Source organism: Chloroflexia bacterium SDU3-3 (assembly GCA_009268125.1).
Lineage (GTDB): Bacteria > Chloroflexota > Chloroflexia > Chloroflexales > Roseiflexaceae > SDU3-3.
In genome coordinates this window covers 75,837-87,617 of the sequence record WBOU01000007.1, presented here as the reverse complement: position 1 = coordinate 87,617, position 11,781 = coordinate 75,837, and the positions used below count along the sequence as shown (strand labels likewise).

Here is an 11,781-nt window from a genome sequence, read left to right as displayed (position 1 = left end):
AGTCAAACATCGCTAGTGCCTTGGTGCGGGCGCATTGCCCGCACCAAGGCACATGTTCTGGTGAAAACGAGATCTATGCCAAATTCTGCGACACTTATCATCGATATCGGCAGCGTGACCACCCGTGCGACTCTCACCGACCACGTGGCGGGCCAGCTGCGCCTGATCGCCCAGGCCGAGGTGCCCAGCACCTATGAGCCGCCGCATAGCGATGTGATGGTCTCGATCATCCAGGCTGCCGCAGCGATCAGCGATCTGACTGGGCGACAGCTGCTGCTGGGCGAGAATCTGCTGATGCCTCGGACAAATGATGGCGACGGCATCGACCACCTGATCACCGTCACCAGCGCGGCGGGGCCGATGGCGATCGTGGTCACTGCGGTCTCAAGCGATATCTCGGCCCGCAGCGCGCTGCACGCCAGCCGCGCCGTCAATTCGGTGGTGCTGCAGACGATCACGCTGAACGACGCGACCGAGCACAGCGTGGCCACCGGCGACTACTCGTGGATCGAGCGGCAGGTCCAGCGCATGATCGGCCTGAACCCCGATGTGGTCATCCTGGCGGGTGGCCTTGAGCAGGGCGCGCAGGATTCACTGGTGCGTCTGGCGCATATCATCGGGCTCACGGCGCTCTCGGCGCGGGTAGATGCCGACGGGCAGTCGCGCCACGATGTGACGGTGCGCCCCGTGATCTACGCCGGCAACAGCAGGGCTAGCGAGCAGGTCGTCGAGTCGCTGGCGAACAAGGCCGAGCCGATCGTGGTCGAGAACCTGCGCCCGTCGCTGGATAAGGCCAACCTCGCACCGACCCGCAAGGCGCTCACCAAGCTCTACACCGAGCGCATCCTGCGCCGCATGCCCGGCCTGCAGAATCTGCGGCGGGTCAGCACAGTGCCCATCCGCACCACCACCGATGCCGCAGGCCTGATCACCCGCTTCCTGGCCGATTTCTACGGCAGGAACATCCTGGCTATCGACCTCGGCTCGGCCAGCACCAGCGCGCTGCTCTCCAGCCAGGGTGCGTTTAGCGCGGCGGTGCTTGGCGCTATCGGCAGCGGCTATGGCGTGGGGCATCTGGTGGCCGAGCGCGGCACATCGGCCTTCATGCGCTGGCTGCCCTTCCCGATCAGCGATCAGGACATGCTGCACAGCCTGCTGAACAAGCAGCTGCGCCCCCAGCTGGTGCCCACCAGCCGCGAGGATGTGATGATCGAGCACGCGGTGGCCCGCGAGGCGGTGGCGCTCACCGCCGCAGCGCTGTTCGACGAGCGCCCAGGCGCGCCCTTCGACTTCGTGCTGGCCAGCGGCGGCGTGCTCTCGCACGCGCCCCACCCCGGCTATGCGCTGCTGACGCTGCTGGATGCGCTGCAGCCACTGGCCGACGAGCGCGCTATCGACATCTACCTCGACACCCTGGGACTGGTGAACACCGCAGGCGCGCTGGCCCCCAGCGATGCCGAGGGAGCGCTCTCGCTGATCGAGCAGGATCTGCTGCGCAACATGCCGCTGGCTACCTGCGTGGTGGCGCTAGGCCCGGGCCGCAGCGGCGAGCTGGCGGTTGAGGCCACGCTGCGCACCGTGGGCGGCGGCGAGCAGACGGTGACGGTGAACCATGGCCAGATCGCCCGGCTGGATCTGCCGCAGGGCCAGAAGGGTCAGCTCATCCTAAAGCCCGCAGGCGGCGTGCGGATCGGCGGCAATGCACCCGGGGCCTCGATCGAGACCGGCCCGGCGGACATCAGCGGCAGCGCGCTGGGCGTGGTGATCGACGCACGCGGCAGGCCGCTGCGCCTGCCGATCGCCCCCCTGGATCGGCAGCGCGCGCTCTGGGAGTGGCTGGTGGCCCTGGGGGCCGAGAGCGGCACGATGCCCTACGAGGCCGCCGAGCCGCTACGCGAGATCATGGAGATCAATACCTTCCCGGCAGCCCCCGAGCACGAGGAGCAGCCCACCGCCCAGCCGGTGGATGCCAAAATCGCCGCGTCCCCGCCCCCAGCGGCAGCACCAGAGGACGATGGTAAGAAGAAAAAGCGCGGCAAGAAGGGCAAGCAGGAAGAGGAGCCGATCACTGCGGTGGCGGTCATCCCCACCGCCCCGCCGCCGTCGGAGCCAACCCAGCAGGAGGGTGGCGGCGGACTCGACCGGCTGCGGCAGTCGGTCGAGCAGCCCAAGAAGCGCGGGCTGTTTGGCCGCAAGTGAGAGAGAACACAACAGATAGCACAAAGGAAGGGCGGCACGTGTGCCGCCCTTCCTTTGTGCATGGCACCTTAAGCACCAGAAAATGATTGACCCACATATACAGAACATCTTTTGTAGTATTACGTTAATTTTTTAGATTTTCATCCACCAACCTCTCGCGATTTATCTGGCGGAACATAAATACTTGATTGATAGAGGTAAGCTATTGCCTCTGCGCGGCTATGCACATTGAGTTTAGCCAAGATGCTATGTATATGGCTATGGACAGTACGCTCACTAATATGTAATACTCCTGCCATGTCCGGTCATGCGCCTGCTTGTTGCCAGGCTACTTTAGGCCTTACATCGCAATATAGTTGGAGTCATTCTTTCAATGCCAATGTTGGTGTAACTGCTCAAGTAGTTACCGCTGGTATTGGCTTTGATGTTACACTCACAGGAAGTAACAGCTATCAGTATTCACTGAATATGCCTCCTAATACTACTTGGGAAATTGATGCCTACCATAAGCATGCTGTTACAGATTATGATGTGTGGTTCGATCCTTGGATTGGCGACTCTTACAAAGCTGGATCGGGTCAAGCTTTTGAGTTTAAAGGCGTAAGCTACTCAATCTGGCAAGTCGCGTAGGTCTGCCTGGTTGAATAAAAGATAGCAAGCTGCAAAGCTATAGCAAAGCCTTGCAGCTTGCTATCTATATTTGCTTTTTCATATTTACTAAGAATAAAACCACATTATTATAAAATGTACAAGGAGCCTATAATGACACACTATGCATATAGAATCATGTTACTCGCTGCTGTTCTTATACTCTCATCTTCATGTTCTAATACTACCCAGGGCGGTTCCTCCTGGAAGCAAGCTGCCCCCATCGCGCAGCCACATACTGTGACAAAAATTGGCGATTTAGAACTTATCATGAAGGGTGATAATCCAAAAATTGTTCTATATGTCACATGCTTAGGATCAGAAGTATATTATAACGTATCTGTTTCTATCGAAGAAGATATAAGCAATTTCAAATCTCATCAAAGTATAGGAAATATTGATTGTAATAAATCAGCAAATGATAGCAACGGCATTATAATTAGCTTTGATAATATATTCCATGTGGGTGATACTATCGAGATAAGCCTAGAAGGGGATAACCGGCGTAATAATCTAAAAAAAGACACTACTTTCTATATGGTAGGTACTGATAATCATCTACGGCTCGGGGCTGGATCGGTTTGGAAGTAAAACATGATTCTGCGCAAAATCGAGTGCAGCTATATCCGAAAGGATGCCCCGGCCCATGAGTGATGTGGCCGAGGCATGCAAAGAGATATACCTAGCCGCTACGCGAGAGAAGCAGCGCTATGCGCGCCCGCTACTGCTTCTGGGCGCTGATCGCGCTTGAGACGAAGCGCTGGGCGATCTGGCCCAGCAGCACGGGGTCGAGCGTAGCAAGCTGCTCGGGGATCTCGCCCAGATCCTCGATCGTGTAGCGGTGCTTCACCGTCATATCAATGTTCTCGAAGCCGGCCTCGGCCAGCAGCCGCGTGTACTCGGCCTGCGGGATGGCCCCCGCGATGCAGCCGACCCAGCTCAGCGCGCTGCGCAGCGTAGCCTCATCCACCGGCAGATCGCTCAAGTCGCCATCCACCACAATGTCCGAGACCGCCAGCCGCCCGCCGGGGCGCAGCACCCGCTGGGCCTCGCGCAGCACCTGGGCCTTATCGGGCGAGAGGTTGATCACACAGTTGGAGATGATCACATCGACGCTGGCATTGGGAAGCGGTATGTCCTCGATCTCACCCTTCAAAAACTCGGCGTTCGCCACACCAGCCCGCTCGATGTTGCGGCGGGCGGTGGCTAGCATCTCGTCGGTCATATCCAGGCCGTAGACGTAGCCCTGCGCGCCCACACGCTGCGCCGCCAGCATCACATCCAGCCCGCCGCCCGAGCCAAGATCCAGCACCACCTCGCCGGGGCGTAGGCTGGCGATCGCCAGCGGGTTGCCGCAGCCAAACGATGTCGTCACCACCTCGCTCGGCAGGCTGGCCAGCGCCTGCTGGCCGTAGAGCAGCACCTCGGTGCGCTGATCATCCCCGCAGCAGCTGCTGCCGCCGCCACAGCACGAGCCTGCCGACTGGATAGCCTTCCCATAGTGCTCGCGCACCGCCGACTTGATCGATTCGTCCATTGTGGGTTCTCCTATATTGATATGCTTCGATATATTCGAGAAAAAAAAGCGACCTTAGAGCAGCGGCGACACCGCGCCTACCATCACCGTGGCGCTGAGCGGGCACGCCGAGGTAAACTCGACCGACTGCGCGAGCGCGGCGGGCACCTGCTCGCGCGCGACCCTGGTGAAGCCATAGCGCGGAAAGTAGCCCTCGGCGGTGGTGGTGAGCAGGTACAGCTGGGCCACGCCGTGCGCGCTGGCCAGCTGGGCCACCGCCACGATCAGCTGCCGCGCCACCCCGGCGGCGCGCCACGCCGGGGCCACCGCCACCGAGCGCAGCAGCGCGGCCTCGCCCCCATACAGCTCAAGGGCGGCGCTGCCCACCACCACGCCCTCGGCCCTAGCCACCAGCGCACCGCCGAGGTGTGCGGCCAGGCCATCGGTCGGCAGGCCGCAGGCCACCAGCAGCGCCTCGATGGCGGGCAGATCGGCCTCGCACGCCCGATCGATCTGAATCATAGGCCCTCCATATCGATAAAGTTCAATATACGACGCAAAAAAACTACCCCAGCGCCGCCAGCTGGGCCATCACGCGCTCGCGCACTGCCGCCATCACATCGCGCTTGATGAAGTAGTAGGCCCACTGCCCGTGGCGCTCGCAGTCGATAAAGCCGGCCTCGCGCAGCAGCCGCAGGTGGTGCGAGACCGTGGGCTGCTTGACGGGCAGCGCCGCCTCAAGCTCGCAGACGCACACCTGGCCATCGCTCTGCGCCAGCAGCGTGAGGATCTGGATGCGGATGGGGTGCGCCAGCATCTGAAAATCGGCGCTCAGCTGCGCGGCTAGCTCGGGGCTGGGCAGCGCGCTGGTATCCGCGCTGCAGCAGCGGGTGGCCGCAGAAACAATAGGGATGATCTCTCGCTTCGCCATAGTACTCGCATCCTCTCCGATCTCGATGGAGGAAGCGTAGCATATATATCGAAGGTTGTCAATATACTAGGCAAGCCATTTTCAAAAAGAAAAGCGCGCCGCCCTTGCGAGCGACGCGCCCAGGTGCTAGCGCCTACCAGCCGCTAGGACTCGCTGATCGTGATCTTGATCAGCTTCTCGCCAAGCGTGGTGGGGTTCTCATCCGGGTTGCGCAGGGGGATGGCATCCACGATCTCCTGGCCCTTCGTCACCTCGCCAAAAATGGTGTAGCCGCCATCCAGCCAGGTGGCCGGGGCGGTGGTGATAAAGAACTGCGAGCCAGCCGAGTTCGGCGCGCTGGTTTTGGCCATGGCCAGGAAGCCCGGCTTGTCGAACGAGATGCTGGGCGAGAACTCGTCCTTGATGGTGTAGCCAGGGCCGCCAGCGCCGGTGCCGGTGGGGTCGCCGGTCTGGGCCATGAAGTTCGGGAGCACGCGGTGCCAGGTGACGCCGTCGTAGTAGCCATCGCGGGCCAGGAACACGAAGTTGTTCACCGTCTCGGGCGCGATGTCGGGGCGCAGCTTCACCTCGATATCGCCGCGCGGGGTGGTGATCGTGGCGATGTAGGTCTTCTTGGGGTCGATCGACATCGCCGGAGCGCCGCTGCTAGCATACTTGTCGTTGCGGGCCGCCACCGCCGGGTCGATCTGGTTATCGCCTGGGGCGGGCGCGGCAGTGGCGTCGGCTGCGGCCACGGCGGTGGCATCGCTGGCCACCGTCGTGGGGGTGGCCGCCGTGCCGCCGCGCGAGTTGACGAGCACGAAGCCAAGGACCACAAACACCGCCACCACGATCAGCGCAGAGAGGATCGCGCCAAGCGACGGACTAGCATTCTTCGGTGCGGATGATTTTGTCACAGAACAATCGCTCCTTCTTCAACAAGGCCTATCCTGTAGGTCGCGTGCTGCGCGCCCACCTGATTCCAGCGCGTATTATACCCTAACCTCGCAATCGCGATCATGTGGCATAGGTAAGCAATCGATGAATCCTAGCCACAGCGAGCGAGCATACGGCCCGCTAGCGCAGCCCCTTCGCCACATGGCCAGGTAAAATTAGGGCCGATCTGAGCCCTGTGTTCCCTTAGCATCTTGGCGTCTTCGTGGTAAAAACGTTCCACCGAACGAGCATGCATTGGCCAGATCGCACGAACATACGAGCGTAGGGTGGTAGGGCAAGGTATGCTATACTGCGTGCTGATCCACCGCACGATCATCAATACCCTGGCATTTCGCCCCACATGCACATCGCAGAGCATACTTGCCGAGTGCGTCTGGCATCAAGAGGTACCGAGATGGAGCAAGAAGACACCATCAGCCGCAAGCGCGACCATGTGCGTATCGTGCTCGATCAGGACGTGCAGGCCAAGGGGATCACCACCGGCTTCGCTTCCTACCGGCTACCCCACGAGGCGCTGCCCGACCTCGACCTCGCCGAGATCGACACCAGCACCACATTTCTGGGCAAGCCCATCCGCGCGCCGCTGCTGATCAGCTCGATGACCGGCGGCGCTACCGATGTGGCCAGCATCAACATGGCGCTGGCCGAGGCCGCCGAGCTGCTGGGCGTGCCCATGGGCGTCGGCTCGCAGCGGGCCGCCATCCACGAGCAGCGGCTGGCCTTCACCTACCAGGTGCGCAGGCTGGCCCCCAGCATCCCGCTGCTGGCCAACCTCGGCGCGGTGCAGCTGAACTACGGCTACGGCGTGGCCGAGTGCCAGCGCGCAGTAGACATGATCGAGGCCGACGCGCTGATCCTGCACCTCAACCCCCTGCAGGAGGCGGTGCAGCCCGAGGGCAACACCAACTTCAAGGGCCTGCTGCACAAGATCGAGCAGATCTGCCGCCACGTGAGCGTGCCGGTGATCGTGAAAGAGGTGGGCAACGGCATCGGGCCGAAGACGGCGCGGCGGCTGGTGGATGTGGGCGTGCAGGTGATCGATGTGGCCGGGGCGGGCGGCACCAGCTGGAGCGAGGTCGAGCGGTTCCGCCAGAAGAGCGACGCTGGCGCGACCGTGGCCACCGCCTTCGCGGGCTGGGGTATCCCCACCACCGAGGCCATCCGCCAGGTGCGCGCCGCGCTGCCCAGCATCCCGCTGATCGGCTCGGGCGGCATCCGCAACGGCGTGGATGTGGCCAAGGCCATCGCGCTGGGCGCGGATCTGTGCGGCACCGCCAAGCCCGCCCTGGCCGCCGTGAGCCAGGGCAGCAGCGCCGACTCCGAGGGCGCGATCGCCGTGCTCGCGGGCTTCATCCAAGAGCTGCGGATCGCCATGTTCTGCGCTGGCTGCGGCGATATCGCCGCGCTGCGCTCGCTTCAGCTGGAGCAGGCCGCCTAGCGGCTAGATCAAAACGCTATGCACGTCACCCACCTCAACCTATCGGACTTCCGCAACTACGCCCGTCTCGATCTGGCGCTGGAGCCAGGGATCACGCTATTCTACGGCCCAAACGCCGCTGGCAAGACCACCATCCTGGAGGCGCTGTTCTACCTGGCCACCACGCGCTCGCCGCGCGCCGGGGCCGACCGCGAGATCGTGCGCTGGGACGCCGCAGGCGACATCGGCGTGCCACCCTTCGCACGCATGCTCTGCGAGGTGCAGCGCCGCGACGGCGGGGTGCGGCTGGAGGTGCTGGTGCAGCGCCGCGCCGACGACGAGGGCCAGCTGACCAACACCTCGATCAAGACGGTGCGCGTCGACCGTAAGGCGGTGCGCGCATTCGATCTGGTGGGCAACCTGCGCGTGGTGCTGTTCACACCCGCCGACCTAGTGCTGGTGTCAGGCGGGCCTTCCGAGCGCCGCCGCTACCTCGACATCACGCTCTCGCAGCTGGATGGCCGCTATGTGCGCACGCTCTCGCACTACAACAAGATCGTGCAGCAGCGCAACTCGCTGCTGCGCTCGTGGCGCGAGGGCAGGCGGTCGTACCGCGCCAGCGACGACGAGCTGGCCTTCTGGGATCGCGAGCTGGCGCTGGCCGGGGCCTATGTGCTGCACGAGCGGCTGCAGGCCGTGCGCCACCTGAACACGCTGATCGGCCCGCTGTTCTGCCAGATCAGCGCGGGGCAGCAGCCGCTGGCCGCCACCTATCAGAGCAGCGTGCCACTGCCCGAGGGCGCCGACGAGCGCCAGATCGAGCGGGCCTTCAGCGCCCACCTGCAGCGCATCCGCGAGGACGAGGTGGGGCGCGGGCAGACCCTGGTGGGGCCACACCGCGACGATCTGCAGCTGCAGGTTGGGAGCATCAGCATCGGCACCTACGGCTCGCGCGGGCAGCAGCGCGCCGCCACGCTGGCGCTCAAACTGGGCGAGGCCGAGCTGATGCGCGAGCGCAGCGGCGAGTCGCCGGTGCTGCTGCTGGATGACCTGCTATCGGAGCTGGACGCCGAGCGGCGGCTGCACTTGCTGGCCACCATCCTGCGCCCCGACCAGCAGACCCTGATCACCGCCACGGGCACTGGCGACTTCGACGCCAGCTTTCTGAGCCACGCGCGCACCATCCGCGTCGAGCAGGGCAGGCTGTACCCCTCATCATAGGCCGCCTGCGCGGCAGTGACCCAAGCGACACAGCGAGTACCACCTATGTCTGATGATGCCATCGTCGTCCATGGCGCGCGCGAGCACAACCTCAAAAACATCGACATCCGCATCCCCAAGCGCAAACTGGTCGTGATCACCGGGCTGTCGGGGTCGGGGAAATCGACCCTGGCCTTCGATACGATCTTCGCCGAGGGCCAGCGCCGCTATGTCGAGTCGCTCTCGGCCTATGCGCGCCAGTTTCTGGGCCAGCTGAACAAGCCCGACGTCGACGCGATCGAGGGCCTCTCGCCAGCCATCGCCATCGACCAGAAGAGCGGCAGCCGCAGCCCGCGCTCGACGGTGGGCACCGTCACCGAGATCTACGACTTCCTGCGGCTGCTCTTCGCCCGCGTCGGCGAGCCGCACTGCCCGATCTGCGGCAGGAAGCTAGCGCGGCAGACCGCCCAGCAGATCATCGACGCGCTGCTGGGCATGCCCGACGGCACGCGGCTGCTGGTGCTGGCCCCGCTGGTGCGCCAGCAGAAGGGCGAGCACGCCCAGGTGCTAGAAAATGCCCGCAGGCAGGGGTTCGTGCGCGTGCGCGTGGATGGCGAGGTGCGCGAGCTAGATGAGCCGATCGCGCTGGATCGGCAGAAGCCGCACACGATCGAGGCCGTAGTCGACCGCCTGATCATACGCCACGCCGACCCGACCGCGCCCGTTGGCGATCACCCCGACCGCACGCGCGTGGCCGACTCGGTGGAAACCGCGCTCAAGCTCGGCGGGGGCGCGCTGTCGGCGCAGGTGGTCGGCGGGGCCGAGCAGACCTTCTCCGAGCAGTACGCCTGCCCGGTGCATGGCTCGGTCAACCTGCCGCCCATGGAGCCGCGCGCCTTCTCGTTCAACAATCCGCAGGGCGCATGCCCCACCTGCGACGGGCTGGGCATCGCCAGCGAGTTCGACCCCGCGCTGGTGATCCCCAACCGCGAGATCAGCCTGGCGGGCGGCGCGATCGCGCCCTGGCAGGCCGCACCCAAAGCCCAGCGCCGCTACTACGACGACCTAGTGCGCTCGCTGGCCGAGCACATGGGCTTCTCCCCCGCCGCGCCGGTGAGCGCGCTGGCCCCCGAGCAGCTCGACGCGCTGCTGCACGGCACCGCCGCGCCCATCCTGCTGCGCTACCAGCTGCGCGGCGAGCAGCACGAGTCCGCCGCCCCGTTCGAGGGGGTCATCCCCAGCCTGCGCCGCCGCCTGGCCGAGGCCAGCGACGACGAGCGCAGCCAGCTGGAGCCGTACATGACGCCGCGCACCTGCCCCGCGTGCGGCGGCGCACGGCTGCGCCCCGAGGTGCTGGCGGTGACCGTGGCGGGCAGCACGATCGCGCAGGTCGCGACCATGCCGATCGATCAGGCGCTGGGCTGGGCCAGGGCGCTGCAGCAGGGCGACGGGCTGGGGTCGGCCCGCCAGCGCACCATCGCCGCGCCGATCCTGCGCGAGATCCTGGGGCGGCTGGCCTTCCTGCTGGATGTCGGGCTGGTCTACCTGACGCTCGACCGTGGAGCGACCACGCTCTCGGGCGGCGAGTCGCAGCGCATCCGGCTGGCCACCCAGATCGGCGCGGGGCTATCGGGCGTGCTCTACGTGCTCGACGAGCCGTCGATCGGGCTGCACCCGCGCGACACCCAGCGGCTGCTGGCGACGCTGCTGCGGCTGCGCGACCTGGGCAACAGCGTGCTGGTGGTCGAGCACGACGAGACGATCATCCGCGCCGCCGATGTGCTAGTGGATATCGGGCCGGGGGCAGGCGAGCACGGCGGCAGGCTGGTAGCCTGCGGCAGCGTGGCCGAGGTCGAGCAAAACGCCGACTCGATCACGGGCCAGTTCCTCAGCGGCAGGCGCAAGATCGCCACCCCGCGCACCCGGCGCGGCGGCAGCGGCGCGTGGCTGCAGATCCAGGGCGCACGCGGCCACAACCTCAAGGGTATCGACGCGCGGCTGCCGCTGGGCACATTCATCGCGGTGACAGGGGTCAGCGGCTCAGGCAAATCGACCCTGGTCAACGACACGCTGTACCCACGGCTCGCCCAAGAGCTGTACGGGGCCAAGCAGCGCCCCGCCGAGCACGACGCGATCATGGGCATCGAGCAGCTCGACAAGGTCATCGACATCGACCAGGCACCGCTTGGCCGCACGCCACGATCCAACCCGGCCACCTACACCAAGGTCTTCGACCCCATCCGCCAGCTGTTCGCGCAGACGCCCGAGGCCAAGGCGCGCGGCTACGACGCCAGCCGCTTCTCGTTCAACGTGAAGGGCGGGCGCTGCGAGCACTGCCACGGCGAGGGCCTCATCCAAGTCGAGATGCAGTTTCTGCCCGACCTCTACGTGCCCTGCGAGGTCTGCGGCGGCGCGCGCTACAACCGCGAGACGCTCGACATCCGCTACCGAGGGCGCACCATCGCCGAGGTGCTGGACATGACCGTCGACGAGGCGGCGGCGTTTTTCGAGCGCCACCCCCAGATCGCCGAGAAGCTGCTGGCCCTGCGCGATGTGGGGCTGGGCTACGTGCGGCTGGGCCAGTCGGCCACCACGCTCTCGGGCGGCGAGGCCCAGCGCATCAAGCTGGCCGCCGAGCTTGGTCGACGCGCCACCGGGCGCACGCTCTACATCCTGGACGAGCCAACCACGGGGCTGCACATCGCCGACATCGAGCGGCTCATCCAGATCCTGCAGCGCCTGGTGGATGCGGGCAACACCGTGCTGGTGATCGAGCACGACCTCGATGTGATCAAGACCGCCGACTACATCCTTGACCTAGGGCCTGAGGGCGGCGACCAGGGCGGCCAGATCGTGGCCGCAGGCACCCCCGAGCAGGTGGCGCAGGTGCCCGAGTCACACACCGGGCGCTGGCTGCGCAGCGTGCTCTAGCCA

Annotated in this window: 11 protein-coding genes; 6 read left to right on the top strand and 5 right to left on the bottom strand. The window is 64.9% G+C overall.

Annotated elements, in window-relative coordinates; genetic code table 11:
- Positions 1 to 75 precede the first annotated feature (75 nt).
- On the top strand, positions 76 to 2,199 hold the full coding sequence (locus F8S13_13345; protein ID KAB8142540.1) for a hypothetical protein: 2,124 nt from the start codon (positions 76 to 78) through the stop codon (positions 2,197 to 2,199).
- Between the two features lie 140 nt (positions 2,200 to 2,339).
- Here the strand turns inward: F8S13_13345 and F8S13_13340 are convergent, their stop codons facing one another.
- Complete coding sequence (locus F8S13_13340; protein KAB8142539.1) at positions 2,340 to 2,498, bottom strand: helix-turn-helix transcriptional regulator; 159 nt, start codon at positions 2,496 to 2,498, stop codon at positions 2,340 to 2,342.
- Here F8S13_13340 and F8S13_13335 point away from each other — a divergent pair.
- Both F8S13_13335 and F8S13_13330 read left to right on the top strand, forming a co-directional pair.
- Entirely contained in the window at positions 2,497 to 2,829 is a 333-nt protein-coding gene (locus tag F8S13_13335) for a hypothetical protein (protein ID KAB8142538.1), read from the top strand. The two genes, F8S13_13340 and F8S13_13335, sit on opposite strands and share 2 nt — an antisense overlap.
- 132 nt (positions 2,830 to 2,961) lie before the next feature.
- Positions 2,962 to 3,438 carry a hypothetical protein gene (locus F8S13_13330; protein KAB8142537.1) on the top strand — a complete coding sequence of 159 codons (477 nt, stop codon included), beginning with the start codon at positions 2,962 to 2,964 and terminating at the stop codon, positions 3,436 to 3,438.
- Between the two features lie 130 nt (positions 3,439 to 3,568).
- On the opposite strand, the gene arsM is transcribed toward F8S13_13330, so the two are convergent.
- The 4 genes from arsM to F8S13_13310 form a co-directional block, all read right to left on the bottom strand.
- The gene (gene arsM / locus F8S13_13325; protein ID KAB8142536.1) at positions 3,569 to 4,384 is read right to left on the bottom strand and encodes an arsenite methyltransferase; all 816 of its coding nucleotides are present in this window, start codon (positions 4,382 to 4,384) and stop codon (positions 3,569 to 3,571) included.
- A gap of 54 nt (positions 4,385 to 4,438) precedes the next feature.
- Entirely contained in the window at positions 4,439 to 4,885 is a 447-nt protein-coding gene (locus F8S13_13320; protein ID KAB8142535.1) for a GNAT family N-acetyltransferase, read from the bottom strand.
- A gap of 43 nt (positions 4,886 to 4,928) precedes the next feature.
- Positions 4,929 to 5,294: a winged helix-turn-helix transcriptional regulator gene (locus F8S13_13315; protein KAB8142534.1), complete on the bottom strand. Its 366-nt coding sequence runs from the start codon at positions 5,292 to 5,294 to the stop codon at positions 4,929 to 4,931.
- A 143-nt stretch (positions 5,295 to 5,437) separates the two neighbouring features.
- The gene (locus tag F8S13_13310) at positions 5,438 to 6,190 is read right to left on the bottom strand and encodes a peptidylprolyl isomerase (GenBank protein ID KAB8142533.1); all 753 of its coding nucleotides are present in this window, start codon (positions 6,188 to 6,190) and stop codon (positions 5,438 to 5,440) included.
- Positions 6,191 to 6,624: 434 nt separating this feature from the next.
- Between F8S13_13310 and F8S13_13305 the strand changes: the two genes are divergently transcribed.
- Genes F8S13_13305 through uvrA form a run of 3 tightly spaced genes read left to right on the top strand, consistent with a single transcriptional unit; the run spans position 6,625 to position 11,778 of the window.
- The gene (locus F8S13_13305) at positions 6,625 to 7,668 is read left to right on the top strand and encodes a type 2 isopentenyl-diphosphate Delta-isomerase (GenBank protein ID KAB8142532.1); all 1,044 of its coding nucleotides are present in this window, start codon (positions 6,625 to 6,627) and stop codon (positions 7,666 to 7,668) included.
- An 18-nt stretch (positions 7,669 to 7,686) separates the two neighbouring features.
- On the top strand, positions 7,687 to 8,868 hold the full coding sequence (gene recF / locus F8S13_13300; GenBank protein KAB8142531.1) for a DNA replication/repair protein RecF: 1,182 nt from the start codon (positions 7,687 to 7,689) through the stop codon (positions 8,866 to 8,868).
- Between the two features lie 45 nt (positions 8,869 to 8,913).
- The gene (uvrA, locus tag F8S13_13295) at positions 8,914 to 11,778 is read left to right on the top strand and encodes an excinuclease ABC subunit UvrA (protein KAB8142530.1); all 2,865 of its coding nucleotides are present in this window, start codon (positions 8,914 to 8,916) and stop codon (positions 11,776 to 11,778) included.
- Positions 11,779 to 11,781 lie beyond the last annotated feature (3 nt).